This is a genomic window from Mycobacterium sp. E1715 (assembly GCF_001667625.1).
Lineage (GTDB): Bacteria > Actinomycetota > Actinomycetes > Mycobacteriales > Mycobacteriaceae > Mycobacterium.
Genome location: NZ_LZJJ01000357.1, coordinates 1 through 16,134, shown reverse-complemented (window position 1 = coordinate 16,134; position 16,134 = coordinate 1). Strand labels below are relative to the sequence as shown.

Below are 16,134 nucleotides of genomic sequence, written 5' to 3'. Positions count from 1 at the left end.
TCCGGTTGCAAGATCCCACCCAAGATCAGCATCCAGCACTTTTCCAGGTCGGTGAGGAACCGTTCCGGGTCGTCCAGATTGCTGGTCTTGCGCAGCCCCATATGCAGCGACACCATCAGCCGTCCGACTGCGTCGGGATCACAGCGTTCGTCGATGTCACCCTCGGTGACGGCCTGCTGGACGACCCCCGACAGGGCTTCCACCCAGCCGCTCACCAACGTGTCCTGCAGCCCCCCCGACTGTCCGACCGACTCGATCAGATTCAGGCCGGCCCTGACCAGATCGGTCTTGATGTCTTGAACGGCGATCAGATACGAGAAGTCGATCAGGGTTTCCAGGCCCGAAAGTCCGCGGGTCAACAGGTCTCCGACCGCGACGGTCGCCGCGGCGATCTGCTTGTCGATGAGCTCCACCGCCAAGGCGTGTTTGGACTTGAAGTGGAAGTACATCGCGCCCTTGGTCAGCTGGGCCTCGGCCAGGATGTCATCCAGACCGACGTCGTGGTACGGCCTGCGCGCGAACTGATGGGAGGCGGCGCGCAGAATCTGCCGCCGCGTCGCGTCGGCGCGTCCGTCGGTCGAGTGGGTAGTCATGGGAATCTGCCAGCTCAGCTCTCGTCGGCCCGCCGGGTGTGACCCTGGCGCAGCGGCGTGAACCCGGCGGGGAAGCCGGGCTCCGCGACGTTGGCGTGTATGACGCGACCGATCTCGTCGGGGGTTGCGACCCGGACCTGGTCGATCGCCGTCAGGTTGATGAGCAGGGCATACACCTCGGTTCTTGGGCGGTCTTGAACTACACCGACCGGCCACCCCCGGGCAGTACATGGGCCACGTCTGAGATTAGCAGCTGCAGGCGTCTGCCTTGACGCTTGCGTAAATACCTGTAGTCCACATCACACCCTCTTTACAAACTATTAGTATGTTTCGTACGCTATTATCACATTGTCAGTTTGTAGGGCCGGGCGGCCCAAACCCACGGTTCGCCCAGTTGAGCGGCAAGAACGCCCGATCCCGGGCCCTTTGCAGGTTGTTAGGAGACGCAGATGCCGGTCGTGACCACCAGGCCACGCGCTCTGGCAGCGTCAGCAGGTAGAAGGCTCGGAAAGGGACAAAGGACCTTCGCGATCGCAGCCCAAATACTCTTCGGCACAGCTTCCACCGTAATCAATACTTTAGGTATGTTTAACGCGGTAATCGCGCTCCTCGGGTACGGCCCGGCGGTCGTCCGTCTCCGCACCGCCACCGGGGACCGGGGTCTGACGTGATCGATTTCGGGGCGTTCCCGCCGGAGTTCAATTCCGCGCGGATGTATGCCGGCCCTGGTCCGGTGTCGCTCGTGGCGGCCTCGGTGGCCTGGGATGGCCTTGCCGCCGAATTGCATTCCGCCTCAAGCTGTTACCGCTCGGTGATAGCCGGATTGACGACCGGACGCTGGTTGGGTCCCTCGTCGTTGACCATGGCGTCCGCCTTCGCTCCCTACATGGCGTGGACCGCCGGGGCGGCCGCGCGGGCCGCGGAAACCGCAGGCCAGGCCAGGCTCGCGGTGGAGATCTACGAGGCCGCCTTCGCGATGACCGTTCCCCCGCCGGCAGTCGCCGCCAACCGCGTCCAGCTCGCGACGCTGATCGCCACCAACTTCTTCGGCCAGAACTCGGCGGCGATCGCGGCCACCGAGGCCGAATACGGCGAGATGTGGGCACAGGACGCGGCGGCGATGTACCAATACGCCGCGGGTTCGGCGGCCGCGTGCGACGTGACACCGTTCAGCCCGCCGCCGGACGTCGCCAACCCGGCGGGGGTGGCGACCCAGGGCAGCGCGGTGGCACAGGCCGAAACGTTGGCGGCCACGCACACTTCCCTGTCGAACGTGATGTCCTCGGTTCCCAACGCCCTGCACGGGCTCTCGTCGCCGATGTCCGCCAGCACCTCCACCCTGACCCAGGTCGGTACCGGCACCGCGAGCACCGCCACCAGCACGGCCAGTTCGTCGCTGATGGACAGCCTCGCGTCGAGCCTGCCCAGCTCGCTGCCCACCTACTTCATGGCGGGAGCGACACCGTTGTACGGGATGTCCTCCATCCTCGGCATGGCTCAGACCGCGCAGGGCTTGGTGAATGGGGCTGCCCAGGCGGCGGGCACCGCTGCGGCGGGGGCCGCGAGCGCGGCGAGCACGGGCGCGGGCGCGCTGGGATCGCTCGGCTCGCTTGGATCGGGTGTGGTCGGGAGCCTCGGCAGCGCGGCCTCGCTCGGTCCGCTGGCGGTCCCGGCGAGCTGGACCAGCGTGATACCGGCGGCACACAGCGCCGCTTCCGCACTGCCGACCATCAGCCTCGCCGGCGCCAACACACCGCCCAGCATCATGGGCTCGCTACCGCGCCTGGCCGCCGCGTCGGGCAAGAACCTCGGCCCCCGGTACGGCGTCATCCCGACCGTGATGACGCGGCCGCCTTCCGGTGGATACGCGTAGGCCATGACCCCGACGAGAACGACCCGTGACCCGAGGAGCGGTGCATGAAGTACACGCCCACCCAGATCGCCGGCGTGACGATCATTGACCTCGAGCCGCAACGCGACCATCGCGGCTTCTCGTCCCGTTCCTTTTGTGCCGACGAATTCGCCGACCGCGGGCTGAGTTTCGACGTCACCCAGACCAACATCTACTTCAACTACACCCGCGGCACCGTGCGGGGCCTGCACCATCGGGTGCCGCCCTACGCTCAGACCCAGGTGGTTCGCTGCACCCGCGGCGCGATCGCCGCCGTCGCGGTCGACATCCGCCCGGGGTCGCAGACCTACGGCGACCACGTCATGGTCGAGTTGAGCGCGGACAACTACCGGGCGCTGTTCCTGCCGCCGTTCGTCGCCCACGGCTTCCAAACGCTGATCGACAACACCGAAGTCAGCTATCAGGTCAGCGGGGAGCCCGCGCCGTCCGACGCCCAGGGATTCCATTGGAACGACCCGGAATTCGGGATCGTGTGGCCGCTGCCGGTCACCGTCATCTCCGAGCAGGACGCCAGTTGGCCATCGCGAACGCCGAGCTTCGCTTCGATCGAGAGTGCAGCGTCATGTCTAACCCGTTGATGACCCAGGAATTGGTGGACGTCGTGCACGCCGAACCCGGTCCGATCAAGCGGAAACCGGCCGGCATCACGTCATTGCCCAGCCGCCGCACCGGCGCTCTGCCGGCCACCGGGGCCGCGGCGCCCTCGCCCGGTGGCAGCGCGATCCGGCGCTGGCAGCACCAATATTCGCACCACCTGCGCATCAGCGACACGCTGATCGTCTGCGCCTCGGTGCTACTGGCGCAGTACGTCCGATTCGGCGAAATCGCCAACACCTCGGGTTACTCGGACGTCGCGATGACGATGCTGTCGTTTCTCTTCGCGGCGCTATGGCTGTCGTCGCTGGCGGTATTCCAAACGCGCTCACCGCGAGTCATCGGCGCCGGCATCGACGAGTACCGCCGGATCGGCAGCGCCTCGTTCTGGACGTTCGGAATCATCGCGATGGTCACCTTGCTCGCCAAGGTGGACCTGGCCCGCGGTTACCTTGCGATCGCGCTCCCCGTCGGGACCATGGGCCTGCTGGGGAGCCGCAGCCTGTGGCGCAAGCACATCCGGCAGATGCGCGCGAACGGTCAGTGCCAGACGACGGTGCTGGCGATCGGGGACCGCAAGGCGGTCTCTCACCTGGCCCACGAACTTTCCCGCAACCCGCTGGACGGATACCTCGTGGTGGGCGTTTGCATTCCGGGCTACGGGCCACCGCGCGGCAACACCATCACCCTCGGCGGACGCGCTGTGCCGATCCTCGGTGACGTCACCCACGCGGTGGCCGCCATCAACAGCTGCGGTGCGGACACCGTGGCGGTCACGCAGACGGACCACTTCGGGATGCACGGGATCCGAGAACTGATGTGGCAGCTGGAAACGATGGACGTCGACGTCGTGGTCTCACCGGGCGTGATGGACGTCGCGGAGGCCCGCCTGACCCTGCGCCCGACCGCGGGGATGCCGCTGTTGCACGTCGAGAAGCCGCAATACGAAGGGACGCAACGCTTTCAGAAGCAGGTGTTCGACTTCCTGTTCTCGCTGGCGGCCCTGATCGCGACGGCGCCCGTCCTCGTCGCGGCGGCCGTCGCCGTCAAGCTCACCAGCAAGGGCCCGGTGTTCTACCCATCCGAACGGATCGGCATCGACGGCAAGCCCTTCAGGATGCTGAAGTTCCGGACCATGGTCGACGGCGCCGACACCCAGATCGAGCACCTGTTGGCGCTGAACGAGAGCGCCGGCGGCGTGCTGTTCAAGATGCGCGAGGACCCACGGGTCACCCCCGTCGGCAAGATCCTGCGCAGGTTCAGCATCGACGAGCTGCCCCAGTTCATCAACGTGCTCAAGGGTGACATGAGCGTCGTCGGGCCGCGCCCCCCGCTGCGCCGAGAGGTCGACAACTACGACGGTGACGTCAAGCGGCGACTGCTGGTGAAACCGGGGGTCAGCGGGCTGTGGCAAGTGAGCGGCCGATCGGACCTCTCCTGGGAGGAGTCGGTGCGGTTGGACCTGTCCTACGTGGACAACTGGTCGATGTCGGGTGACCTCATGATCATCGCCAAGACGGTTAAGGCCGTTCTCACCAGTCACGGCGCATACTAGGGAGTCATGACTGAGCCGACGACGCCCGAGGCGGTCGTCCCGTCGGTGCCGCTCTCCCGGATGGCTCACGCCTTCTCGATCCAACTGATCTGCCGCGCACTGGGAATGCTGGCCTCGGTGGTCTCCGTGGCGATGACCGCGCGGTACCTGGGTCCGGGCCGCTACGGCCAGCTCTCCATCGCCGTCGCGTTCGTGGGAATGTGGAACAGCTTCGCCGATCTCGGTGTCGCCACCGTGATCGTCCGCCGCGTCACCTCCGGCCGCGGCGACCTCGAACGTCTGGTGCGCGTCAACAGCGGACTGGCCCTGATCTACTGCGTTCCGCTCGCCGCACTGGCGGCCGGTTCCGGGCTGCTCGTCTATCACGACTACGACGTCCGGGTCATGCTCGTGGTGCTGTCCGGGGGCCTGCTGCTGCAGACCATGACCACCCGCTTCGAGCCGGTGTTTCTGGCCACCGTCCGGTTCTCCGCGGTGGCCATCTCCGACGTCACGGCCCGCACGGCCACCCTGGCCATGGTCGCGGTCCTGGTCTCCGCGCACTCGAACGTCATCTGGTTCGCGGTGGCACAGCTCATTCCGCCCGCCGTCCAGCTGGTTATCCAGGGCGCCGCGGCGATGCGGCACATCTCGGTGCGCCCGGTGTTCGCGCTGCGCGAGGCCGCCGATCTGTTGCGGGAAACCCTGCCCCTGATCGGATTCCTGGTTGTCGGAATCCTTTACACCCGCGCCGACGGTGTGATCTTGTCCTTGCTCAACACCCACTCCGAGGTGGGCGTGTACGGGCTCGCCTTGACGATCGCGTTCAACACCATCGTGGTGTCGCTGGTGTTCCTCAAGGCGACGCTGTCGACGGGCACCGAACTGTTCGCGCGGGACGTGGCGGCGTTCGCCGCCTTCCTGCGCCGCAGCGTCGAGCTCATGTATTTCGCGGCGGTCCCCGTCGCGGTGGTCGGAGCGCTGCTGGCCGGACCGTTGATCGCGTTCTTCGGCGACAAGGCGTTCGTCGCGCGGGGAACGCCGACGCTGGCATTGCTGTTCGTCGCGGCGGCGCTGCGGTTCGTCGGCGGCACTCTCGGCCAGGGTCTGGTCGCCAGCCACCACCAAAAGGTTCTGCTGTGGTTGACGGTCGCCACGCTGGTGGTCAACGTCTCGCTGAATCTGGTTCTCGACGGGCGGCTGGGCGCCGTCGGGCCCGGCATCGCGCTGGTGTGTACGGAATTCTTCAACATGCTGTTCAGCAGCTGGTGGCTGCACCGGCGGTGCGGTTACCGTACGCCGGTGATGTTCTTGCTGCGGGTGCTGATCCCGACGGCCGCCAGTGTCGCGGTGACACTGCTGCTTTCGGGTCAGCACGTCGCGCTGATCCTGCTCGCCGCCGCCGCGGCCTACCTGGCCACCAGCGCCGCGGTCGGCCCGCTCAAGTGGTCGTCGCTGGCGTCGTTGCGCAGCAAGCAGCTGGCGTGACCGGCCGCGTGAAGTCTCCACGGGTGCTGTGGCTTTCGCCATGGACACGGCCGGCGGTGCGCGTGCAGTCCGAAGCGCTGATCCGGCACGGGGCCGACGTGCTGCTCGTGACCTCTGACCGGCACCCGGAGTCAGACGCCGCCCGCGAGTACGAGGTGGTGCTCGAGCCGCGATTCCTGTCGGCCAAGACGTGGCCGCCGACGCTCAAGGCCTGGCGGCTCGTCCGCAAGTTCCGGCCGGACGTCGTGATCGCCGAACAGGTCCGTGATCCACGGTGGATTGCGCTGGCCGGAAGGACGCCACGCATCCAGGTGATCCACGACGATCGCCCCCATGACCCCGCGGAAGCGCTGCCCGCCTACGAACTCGCGGCGCTCGATCGCTGGGGCGCCCGCTCTGCGGCCACCATCGCCTACTGCGAATACGTCGCGCGCGCGGTCGCGACACGACGCGACGTGATCGGCACACCGGTGCACGTTGTACCGCTCGCCAGCGATCTCGATCTCGACCGCGTCCCTCCGTTCGTGGATGCCGAGGGGCGCCACGACTTTGTCATGTTCGGCCGGCTCAACCCCTATAAGAACGTGGACGTGGTGTTGCGGGCCTGGCAGTGCCACGTCGAAGGCGGCGGCTGGCGCGGCGACGACCTCATCCTGATCGGCGACGGAGCGCTGGACGCCGACAAGCTGCCCGCGCACACGCAGTGGCGTCGCGGCGGCTATCGCTACCGCGATGTCGTCACCACCCTGGCCGCCGCCAAGGGCTCGATCGCCCACTACCGGCGCGCCACTCAAAGCGGCGTGCAGGTCCTCTCAATGCAGTTGGGCGTCATGCCGATCGTTTCCACCGAGGGCGGGCCGCCCGAGTATCAACCCCCGGACTGCCCCCCGATCGGCGTCGACGACGTTGCCGGACTGGCGGCCGCTTTCGACGTCCTGGCCGACCCGGACACGGCGGCGCGGCACGGGGCCACCGCGGCGCGGCACTACGAGCGCCATTGCGCCGTCGACCTTGTCGCGGATCGCTTCCTGGAGGTCATCGACGAGGTGATGGGCCGTCGACGTTGACCGGGTACCGAACACACCTCGCGTATCCGGATGTATGGACGCGAGAGGGATAGAAACGTGAGCACGTATCTGGTCACCGGGGGTTGTGGATTCATCGGATCGGCGGTCGTCAACTCGTTGCTGGAGCGGGGCGCCGAGGTCTTCGTCATGGATGACCTCTCGCTCGGAAAGGACCACTGGCAGAAGGCACCCCGCAAGCCGACGCTGATCGTCCGCGACATCCTCGACGCCGACGCGTGCGACGAGGCATTCCGTGACATCAAGCCGCAGAACGTCATTCATCTTGCGGCGCAACACTTCGTCCCCTGGTGCGAGGAGCACGTCTACGAGGCGTACACCTTGAATGTGCATGGCACGTTGAACGTCCTGGAGTCGTCACGCCGGCACGGCGTCTCAGCCTTCTTCTTCGCATCTACCGGCGACGTCTACCATCCGAACTTCGTGCCCCACCGGGAAGTTGATCCGACCGGGCCGGTGTATGTCTACGGCCACACGAAATACCTGGCCGAGCAGCTGTGCATGCGCTATTTCGAGTCCACCGGATGTTTCCGCACGCTGGTGATCGGGCGGCTGTTCAACGCCGCCGGACCGCGCGAAACCAATCCGCACATGCTCGCCGAGGTCACCCGTCAGATCGCGCAGGAGGGCAAGCGCGAAGTGGAAGTCGGTAACCTCTGGCCACTGCGCGACTACGTTGACGTCGACTCGATGGGCGCCGTTATCGTCGACACCGTTTCGCGGATAGCGGGATTGGAGATCGTCAACATCGGATCCGGCAAGGCGATCGAGGTCCGCGAAGCGCTGGACATCATCGCGTCCGTCCTGCCGTTTCCCGTTGACTTCACCTCGGTGCCCGAGCGCCAGCGCCCCAACGACCGACCGTTCCTGTGCCCGGATACGCACCGGCTGCGCCGCACCATCGGCCGTGCGGCGGAGCCGTTCGGCCAAGCCACGGCGCGAAAGATCTTTGCCGAGTACCCGGGCATCGCGCTCGAAAGTGGCCGCGGTGCGCCCTGATTCCGTCCGCCCGCTGCGGGTCGCCCTGGTAGGCGACTACCCCACCGATGAAGGCGCGACCGTGCACAACGGGGTGCAGTCGGTGACGTACACGTTGGCGCATGCGCTGGCTGCCCGTCCCGACGTCGAGTGCCACGTCGTCAGTGCGATGAACGGTGTGACCACAACCTACCGGCGGGCCGGCGCCCTGCACGTTCACTACGTCAAGCGCCTGAACCTCCCCCGATTGGTCACACTGCGTGTCAACGACGTGCCGCGCCTGGCGGCGGTGATCCGTTCGATCAATCCCGATGTCGTGCATGGACAGGGCCAGGATCGCCACGCGCTCGGCGCGTTGGCGAGCGGGGCGCCGACGGTCATCACTCCGCACGGCGTGCTCTTCATCGAGAGCCGGTTACTGCAAAGAAACCGGTGGGACGCGTTGGGCGCCTTGAAGAAACGGGCTGTCGCGAACATGGAGCGGGAGGTGTTTCGCCGCGCCCGGGACATGATCATCATCTCGCCGTACCTGGCGCAGGTTTACGGGCCGATGCTGACGGCGCGCTGCCGGTTCATCGAGAACCCGATCCAAGACGACTTCTTCCGCATACGGCGCGCACCGGAGCCCGGCCGAATGTTGTTTGTCGGAACCCTGGTGCCGCGCAAGAGTGTGGACCATCTCGTGCGCGCGGTCGGCGAGGTCGCCAACGACCGTCGCGCCATTGCCGACCGGCCGTGGCGGGCGGGCCTGCAACTCAGGGTCGCCGGCCCCATTGCGGACCCGAGCAGCGAACACGAAGTCCGGCGGGCGATCGACGAATGCGGCCTGGGAAAACGGGTAAGGCTGCTCGGCCCCATCGGCCACGAAGAACTGCTCGATGAATACGCGCGGGCCCAGGTTCTCTTGCTGGGCTCGCGCGAAGAGACCACTCCGCAAGTCGTCGCTCAGGCCATGGCGTGTGGACTGCCGGTGATCGCCTCTCGCGTTGGCGGCATTCCGGACATGGTCGAGGACGGCAACACCGCGCTGCTGTTTCCGCATGGCGATGTCGCGGCCTGCGCCGGGCACATCCGCCGGATACTTGACGACGACGCCTTCAGAGCCGGCATCGAACAGCGGGTACGCGTCGAGGCTCAGCAGCGTTTCGACCCGGAATCGGTTGCCGAGCAGACCGTTAGCGCCTATCGGGAGGTCATCGCCCGAGATCGGCAGACCTGAAGTACTCGATCGTGAGTTTGACGCCTTGGCCGAATGGGACCACCGGACGCCAGTCGAGCCTCGACTCGGCGAGGGCGATGTCCGGCTTGCGCTTCTTCGGGTCGTCCTCGGGCAGGGCCCGGAAAACGATCGGAGAGGGCGATCCGGTCATCTCCTTGATGATGCGGGCGACCTCGAGGACGGTCAGCTCGTCCTGGCTACCGAGGTTGACGGGTCCGGTGAAGGACGCCTCGCTGGTCGCCATCTTCACCAGCCCGTCGATCAAATCGTCGACGTAGCAGAAGCTTCGGGTTTGGCTGCCATCGCCGAAGATGGTGATCGGTTCGCCGCGGAGCGCCTGCACGATGAATTGTGAGACGATCCGCCCATCCTCGGGATCCATCCTGGGGCCGTAGGTATTGAAGATCCGGACGACCTTGATCCGAGCGCCGAAGCGGCGCGCGTACTCGAGCATGAGTGTTTCGGCAACCCGCTTGCCCTCGTCGTAGCACGCGCGGGGGCCGAAGCAGTTGACGTTCCCCCAATAGCTTTCGGTCTGCGGATGCAAGGTGGGATCGCCATAGATCTCGCTGGTAGAGGCCTGCAGCATCGTCGCCTCTTTGGCGAGCGCCAGCTCGAGCACGTTCCTCGTGCCGAGGTAGTTGGTGTCGAGGGTGAACACGGGGTCGCGCTGGAATGCGAAGGGCGAGCCCGGGCATGCCATGTTGAAGACGAGGTCCAGCGGTCCCGCCACAGCAGCGGCGTCCAGCGGCCGCGTGACGTCGTGTTCGAAGAAGCTGAACCCCGGGTCACCCGAGAGGTGGGCGAGGTTTTCACGCCTGCCGGTATAAAAGTTGTCCAGGCCGAGAACCTCGACGCCGTCGCGGCGAAGGCGATCGCAGAGGTGGGATCCGAGGAATCCGGCGGCGCCGGTGACGAGGGCTCTCATCCACCCAGCCTAGTGGCGGCCCATGCCGTAGTAGTCGAAACCCTCGGCCCGCAACCGCCTGGGGTCATAGATGTTTCGACCGTCGAAGACGACATGACCCCGCATGGCCGACCTGACGCGCTGCCACGACGGCCGGTGGAACTGCTTCCACTCGGTGACCAGGACGAGCGCGTCGGCGCCCTCGACCGCCTCGTACATGTTCCCGGCGTATTCGATCGAATCGCCCAGCGCCTCTTTGGCTCGCACGCTCGCCTCCGGGTCGAAAGCCCGCACCGTCGCGCCGAGCTCGAGCAGTCGCCGCACGATCACCAGCGAGGCGGCCTCGCGCATGTCGTCGGTCTGCGGCTTGAAGCTCAGGCCCCACAGGCCGACCCGCAGGCCCGTCAGGTCACCCGCGGGCCGTCCGTCACCGAAGTGCGCGACGATTTTGGCGACCAGCGTTGCCTTCTGCTCCGTGTTGACCTGGTCGACGGCGCGCAGCAGCCGCATGTCCGTGCCCAGTCCCGCGGCGGTGTGGATCAGGGCCTGAACGTCTTTCGGCAGACAGGACCCGCCGTAGCCGACTCCCGGGAACAGGAATTCGTAGCCGATGCGCCGGTCCGCCCCGATGGCCTCCCGCACCGCGCTGATATCGGCCCCGGCCTTCTCGCAGAGGTTGGAGATCTCGTTGATGAACGAAATCTTGGTTGCCAGAAAGCAATTGGCCGCATACTTGGCCATCTCGGCGCTCTTGATGTCCATGACGATCAACGGATGGAAGGTGCGCAGGTACGGCTCGTAGAGCTCCCGCATGATCTCCACCGCGCGTTTGGAGTCGCTGCCGAGGATCACGCGGTCGGGCTTCATGAAGTCGGTGACCGCCGTGCCCTCCTTGAGGAACTCGGGATTGGACACCACGTCGAATTCCTGCGAGGCCGTGGCGGCGATGATCTCGCGGACCCGCTCGGCGGTGCCCACCGGGACGGTCGACTTGTCGACGACGACCTTGTAGCGATCCAGGTATGTCCCGATGTCGGCGGCCGCCGCGTGCACGTAGGACAGGTCGGCCTCGCCGCTTTCGCTCATCGGCGTCGCGACGGCGATGAAGACCACGTCGCCGTGTTCGATCGCCCTGCGCCGGTCGGTGGTGAAATCGATCGAGCCGTTCTCCCGGTTCCGGGCGATCAGCTCGGCGAGGCCGGGTTCGTAAATCGGAACCCCCCCGGCCAGAAGCTCGTCCACCTTCGCCTGGTCGATGTCGACACACACCACGTCGTTGCCGCTGTCGGCCAGGCAAGCGCCCGTGACGAGCCCGACGTACCCGCATCCGATGATCGAAATCTTCAAGACGACACCTTCGCTTCCCGATGATCGCCCAATCGTCCCGCACGCGAGCGGCCCACGCGCACTTTTTCAGCTAGCTTCTTTGACCGCTCGACATCAACCGGAATCGGCAGCCGGCCCCGGCACGCCACCGGCGCGGGACAGCGGGAATCTTTGTCCAAATGGGATTTTGGCGACAGCCCAGGTCGGATAGGGTGTGGTGCGTGCCTAACGCGGATGCCGAGCGCGACCCGACGCCATCGGCGCCAACCCGGCGGCTCCTCCATCGCGTCGGCGGCACGGCAAAAACGAAAGTCCGCCTGTCGCTGATGAAGGCCGGCCGTCGAGTGACGGCCAGCCGGCTGGCGAATCTGCGTTCAGTGCTCAGTTACCTCGAGCTCGGCCATTGGCTGGCGCACGATTTTTCGAATGCAACGGTAGATGTCGTCGCCGACCAATTTGCGTTGTTCGACCGGGCGCTGGCCAAGGTCCGCGGGCAACGGCCCCTGTACCTCGAATTCGGTGTGTTCGAGGGCGGCTCGATGCGGTGGTGGTCGCAGCACCTCCCGCATCCCGAAGCGAGGCTGATCGGTTTCGACAGCTTCGAAGGCCTGCCGCAGGACTGGCGGCCCGGCCTGGGAGCCGGCCACTTCGACGTCGGCGGCGAGCCGCCGAAGATCGACGATGCCCGCGTCTCGTTCGTCGTCGGCTGGTTCGACGACAGCCTCCCGAAGTTCGACGTCCCCGAGCACGACCAGTTGATCATCAACGTCGACTGCGACGTGTACTCCAGCGCTGCCACGGTGCTGAGTTGGGCGGAGCCGCTTCTCCAGCCCGGTACGTTGATCTACTTCGATGAGTTCCCCGACCGCGATCATGAGATGCGGGCATTCAGGGAACTCATGGCCCGTTCGCCACGGGAGTTCCGCCCGCTGGCCACGGCGCGTGGCCATCACTGGCTGTTTGAGGTCGTCAAGTGACTCCACCCGCGGCAGCTTCCGCTTTGGCTGTCCGCAAATAACTTGGGCGATACCCGGATTCAGCCCATGACCGACCACCCGCCGGCGATTCCGGGCCGCTCCGCTCGAGCGCCGATGAGCCGCTCCGCAAGCCGCACACCGAGCGCTATCCCGAGCAGCGTCGGGTTGGCCTGGCTCGACGTCGGCAGGACCGAGGTGCTCGCGACGTACAGCCCGCGCACCCCGTGCACCTGAAGGTCGGGGTTCACGACGCCGCCGTCGGCGGTCGCAGACATCCGGGTCGTGCCGGCCTGATGAAAGCCGGCGTAGCCCCGCATGAAATCGTGCACCGAGGCCTCGACGTCGTCGGCGAGCCACTCCACGTGTCCGACGCCGTGGCGGCGCAGCTGCTTGTCGATGAGGTCGATTGCCCTGCGCACACTTTCGTAGTCGGCGTCGGAGAAATGCATGTGGGTGCGTATCCGGCGCATGCCGAGGGCATCGCGTTCGTCGGTCAGCTCGATGCGGCTGTCCCAGTGCGGGAGATGCTCGCCGTGGTAGTGCAGCAGGTATCGATTGCCGGACCCCTTGACGAAGAAGCCCGGCGCCTTGCGGCCCCGGCGCAGGAACCGCGCGTAGGAGAACCGGACCGCGAATCGGATGGAACCGAACAGGTCTCGAACGATGTTGCGCAGGTGCGCGGCGACGCGCGGCGGGCCCGCGGTCTTGGTGTGGGCCTCGCGGATGGCCGCCGCGAGCAGGAAACGCCCCAGCGGGGAGATCAACGTCAGGTAGACACCCGACAGGATTCCGCTGCCGTGCGCGGGATCGCTGATCGGCGGATTCACCATCCAGACAGCGGCATTCGGCATCCCGAGTTCGCGTTGCAGCTGTGGAGTGAACGTGAAACGGCGTCGGACGTAGACGCCCTCGCGATCCCGCTCGTGTTCGTAGATGACGTCGTCGCTGGTGAAGTGCACGCGCGCGACCCGGGCCTCGACGTGGGACATGTACCAGCGCCCGAGGTGGCCGCCCGCGTTGCCCAGCCCGGCCGGATGATGACGATCCGACGCGAGCAGCAGGCGGGTGGCCTCCAGGCCGCCGGTGGCAAGGACGTAGTCCGCCGCAATGACTCTGCCCTCCCGTCCATCGAGCGTCTTGACGACGAGATGGTCGACGGCATCACCGGCTTCGGTGGTCACCACCTCGGTGCACGTGAGGCCGGTCCACACCGTCAGTCCGGGGGTGTCGCGCAACTCGGCGCGGTACTCGCGCCCGAAACGCGTTGGCAACGACCAGCGTTCGAGGTCGGTGGTGCACACCTGTTCATCGGGCAGCCCCACGACCAGGTCCCGCTGGGCCAGCTCCGGGATGCCCCGCGCATTGAATACCGCCTGCCCGCATCCCGCCCAGTCGCAGGCCCGCTGCAGGTAAGGCTCGACATCGTCGAACCCGATCGGCCAGGGCGACTGCGCGGTGATGGGCCGATTCTCGAAGTCGATGGCGTCGAACTTGACACATCGCCCGCCCCACAGCGCCGAGGTGCCGCCCAGCTGCCGGCGAACGGAGACCTCACTGCGTGAATGAAAGTAGTCGTCCTGGCGGGAGTCGAACGTCGCCAGCTCCTGTGCCGCGCGGTCCTTACGTTCCAGACCACTTTCGATCAGCGCCACCTCGACGCCGGCGGCCGCGAGCTCGAGCGCGGTAGCGATGCCAATCGGGCCGGCACCGACCACCACGACATCGGTTCGGATGGTCATATCGGGAGCGAACTGCGCCGGACCAACGATCACGCGGCGGGGCCCCGTCGCAACTGCCGGGCGAGATCTACGAAACGCCGCAGCAGCCCCGCGTCGGGCGGCGACGAGACGGCTTGCGCCGCGTCGGCAACCCGCCGCGGGTCGGTGCTGCTGTAGAGGATCGCGCGACAACCCGTGGCCGTGGCCGACGACGCCAAGATCAGCCTCGGCAACACACCGGGGGCCAGCGGGTCCATCTCGAGTGTTTCCCGCCAGCGTTCGGCCGTTCGGGCATCCGCCGACAGCGCCGCGGACAGCGTCGTGTACGTCCGGTTGAAGACCCCGAACACGAGATCAGCAGGTCGTGGCGGAGGACCGAGAAGGTCGCCGCGGACCTGGCTGACGCCCCGCGGTGCGAATGCACCGGCGAAATCCACCTCGAGGCCCTCGTCCTGGGACACACCCCAGGCGCGAATCTTGCCCGCCCGGTGGGCCCGTTCGAAGAACTCGCCGAGTTCCTCGCTGGCGACGGTGTCGAAAGGCCTTGGGCCGTGGACGAACAAGATGTCGACGTAGTCGACGCCCAGCGCCGCCAGGCTCAGGTCAAGGCTGCGGGTCGCGACCGCCGCGTCGTAGCGCCGCGGGGTCAGGTCCGGTTCCTGTTGCCGCTTGACCGCGCGGCGCAGCGCTGGGGCTTTGCGCAGCAACGCCCGAGCAGGCGCCTGGAAGCGGCCGAGACGCCGGGCCGCCCCGCCGACGTCGATGCCGAACTTGGTGGCCACCGTCACCGCGTCGCGATTCACGCTGCGCAGGAACACCCCCAGCTCGGACTCCGCCATGCCGAGGCCGTACATCCGCGCGGTGTCGAAGTGCGTGATGCCGTGCTCGACCGCGCTGCCCAGCACGGCCATCCGCTCCTTGCGGAACGGCGCCTGCATCAAACCCCCGCACCCGAAACCGACCGCGCTGACCTTCAGCGCCGGTCCGCTGAGCTCAATCTGCTCCAACGCCGAGGCTCTCGTAGATCCGGCGAAGCTCGGCGCCGATGACCTCCGGGCTGCGCGTCGCCGCGATGTGCGCCTGACCCTTGAGGCCGTCGCGCTCCGCCAGCTCCGGATCGCGGAGGTACCGGCCGATCGCCGCCGCCAACGCGGGCGGATCGTCAACGGGGACGAGCATTTTCGGGTCGGGAACGATGCCCGGCGTGCCGGAGACGGGGGTCGCGACGGCCGGGCGCGCGCCTGCCAGGGCCTCGGTCACGATCAGCGGCATCGCCTCGGCGCGCGACGGCAGCACCACCACCCGCGCGGACCGGATCAACTCGGGGATCGCGTCCGGATGCACCGCGGGTTCCACGGAGAAGCGCTCCAGCTGCGGGGGCGTGTAGTCGTCGATGGGCCCGACCACCCGGCACCGTCCTTCGATGCCCTCGTCGAGCAGCAGCTGCCACGCCGCCGCGAGCGTGTCGACCCCCTTGCGCAGGCCGATGGTCCCGGCGAAGAGCGCGACCGGCGGTGTCGTGCTTGCCCCGGGCGCGTCCCAGTCGATCGGTGCCGGGTTCACCGAGATGGTGCTCGGCACCCGTGGGGCCAGCTCCGCAACGGTGGCCCGCGCGTCCTGCGAGAACACGATCAGGTGGTCTGCGCGGCGCAGGGTGGCACCGATGTAGCGGCGGTGCCGAAGCGCTTCGTTGGCGACGTCGGCGCCCTGCAGCGTCGCGACAATCCGCAGGCCCCGCGCCTTGGCCAGGCGAATCAGCGATCCTTCGCGCAGCCACGCCCCGCCGTCTGAGATGTGGAAGTG

General features: G+C 67.1%; 15 protein-coding genes. 8 read left to right on the top strand and 7 right to left on the bottom strand.

The genetic code is table 11. From position 1 onward, the window contains the following. Both A9X03_RS17850 and A9X03_RS29325 read right to left on the bottom strand, forming a co-directional pair. A partial coding sequence (locus A9X03_RS17850) for a TetR/AcrR family transcriptional regulator (protein WP_067778975.1) occupies window positions 1-593 on the bottom strand: 593 nt, incomplete at its 3' end. Window positions 594-607: 14 nt separating this feature from the next. Next, entirely contained in the window at window positions 608-769 is a 162-nt protein-coding gene (locus A9X03_RS29325; RefSeq protein ID WP_156670172.1) for a hypothetical protein, read from the bottom strand. A gap of 491 nt (window positions 770-1,260) precedes the next feature. On the opposite strand from A9X03_RS29325, the gene A9X03_RS17845 reads away from it, so the two are divergent. The 7 genes from A9X03_RS17845 to A9X03_RS17815 are packed head-to-tail and all read left to right on the top strand — an operon-like array spanning window position 1,261 to window position 9,403. Continuing rightward, a complete protein-coding gene (locus A9X03_RS17845) occupies window positions 1,261-2,466 on the top strand; it encodes a PPE family protein (RefSeq protein ID WP_067757468.1) in 1,206 nt (401 codons plus the stop codon). 44 nt (window positions 2,467-2,510) lie between these two features. Beyond that, a complete protein-coding gene (locus tag A9X03_RS17840; RefSeq protein ID WP_067757471.1) occupies window positions 2,511-3,083 on the top strand; it encodes a dTDP-4-dehydrorhamnose 3,5-epimerase family protein in 573 nt (190 codons plus the stop codon). Further along, window positions 3,083-4,654, top strand: a complete 1,572-nt coding sequence (locus A9X03_RS17835; protein ID WP_156746592.1) for a sugar transferase — start codon at window positions 3,083-3,085, stop codon at window positions 4,652-4,654. Before A9X03_RS17840 ends, A9X03_RS17835 begins: the two co-directional genes overlap by 1 nt. A gap of 6 nt (window positions 4,655-4,660) precedes the next feature. Continuing rightward, window positions 4,661-6,121: an oligosaccharide flippase family protein gene (locus A9X03_RS17830; protein ID WP_067888192.1), complete on the top strand. Its 1,461-nt coding sequence runs from the start codon at window positions 4,661-4,663 to the stop codon at window positions 6,119-6,121. Window positions 6,122-6,144: 23 nt separating this feature from the next. Then, on the top strand, window positions 6,145-7,188 hold the full coding sequence (locus tag A9X03_RS17825; RefSeq protein ID WP_067757504.1) for a glycosyltransferase family 4 protein: 1,044 nt from the start codon (window positions 6,145-6,147) through the stop codon (window positions 7,186-7,188). Window positions 7,189-7,245: 57 nt separating this feature from the next. Then, complete coding sequence (locus A9X03_RS17820; protein ID WP_067757482.1) at window positions 7,246-8,205, top strand: NAD(P)-dependent oxidoreductase; 960 nt, start codon at window positions 7,246-7,248, stop codon at window positions 8,203-8,205. Next, window positions 8,186-9,403, top strand: coding sequence for a glycosyltransferase family 4 protein (locus A9X03_RS17815; RefSeq protein ID WP_068262215.1), 1,218 nt, complete (start codon window positions 8,186-8,188; stop codon window positions 9,401-9,403). Before A9X03_RS17820 ends, A9X03_RS17815 begins: the two co-directional genes overlap by 20 nt. Here the strand turns inward: A9X03_RS17815 and A9X03_RS17810 are convergent. Together A9X03_RS17810 and A9X03_RS17805 are read right to left on the bottom strand one after the other, a co-directional pair. Next, on the bottom strand, window positions 9,378-10,331 hold the full coding sequence (locus A9X03_RS17810) for a UDP-glucuronic acid decarboxylase family protein (RefSeq protein ID WP_067888199.1): 954 nt from the start codon (window positions 10,329-10,331) through the stop codon (window positions 9,378-9,380). The genes A9X03_RS17815 and A9X03_RS17810 overlap by 26 nt on opposite strands. A 9-nt stretch (window positions 10,332-10,340) precedes the next feature. Then, window positions 10,341-11,657 (bottom strand): UDP-glucose/GDP-mannose dehydrogenase family protein, encoded by a 1,317-nt coding sequence (locus A9X03_RS17805; RefSeq protein WP_067888203.1) that lies wholly within the window; start codon window positions 11,655-11,657, stop codon window positions 10,341-10,343. A 200-nt stretch (window positions 11,658-11,857) separates the two neighbouring features. Between A9X03_RS17805 and A9X03_RS17800 the strand changes: the two genes are divergently transcribed. Further along, window positions 11,858-12,613 carry a class I SAM-dependent methyltransferase gene (locus tag A9X03_RS17800; protein ID WP_197508459.1) on the top strand — a complete coding sequence of 252 codons (756 nt, stop codon included), beginning with the start codon at window positions 11,858-11,860 and terminating at the stop codon, window positions 12,611-12,613. Between the two features lie 59 nt (window positions 12,614-12,672). Here A9X03_RS17800 and A9X03_RS17795 read toward each other — a convergent pair whose 3' ends face one another. The 3 genes from A9X03_RS17795 to A9X03_RS17785 all read right to left on the bottom strand — a co-directional run. Next, entirely contained in the window at window positions 12,673-14,385 is a 1,713-nt protein-coding gene (locus A9X03_RS17795) for a GMC family oxidoreductase (RefSeq protein ID WP_067888206.1), read from the bottom strand. Further along, window positions 14,382-15,308 (bottom strand): aldo/keto reductase, encoded by a 927-nt coding sequence (locus A9X03_RS17790; RefSeq protein WP_067757507.1) that lies wholly within the window; start codon window positions 15,306-15,308, stop codon window positions 14,382-14,384. Before A9X03_RS17790 ends, A9X03_RS17795 begins: the two co-directional genes overlap by 4 nt. A gap of 16 nt (window positions 15,309-15,324) precedes the next feature. After that, on the bottom strand, window positions 15,325-16,134 hold an 810-nt coding region (locus A9X03_RS17785), incomplete at its 5' end, for a glycosyltransferase family 4 protein (protein WP_068262213.1).

Bases quoted from the DNA above. Each gene is read 5' to 3' on its own strand.
- A9X03_RS17840 (WP_067757471.1), top strand. From the start codon at position 2,511: ATGAAGTACACGCCCACCCAGATCGCCGGCGTGACGATCATTGACCTC.
- A9X03_RS17835 (WP_156746592.1), top strand. From the start codon at position 3,083: ATGACCCAGGAATTGGTGGACGTCGTGCACGCCGAACCCGGTCCGATC.
- A9X03_RS17830 (WP_067888192.1), top strand. From the start codon at position 4,661: ATGACTGAGCCGACGACGCCCGAGGCGGTCGTCCCGTCGGTGCCGCTC.
- A9X03_RS17810 (WP_067888199.1), bottom strand. From the start codon at position 10,331: ATGAGAGCCCTCGTCACCGGCGCCGCCGGATTCCTCGGATCCCACCTC.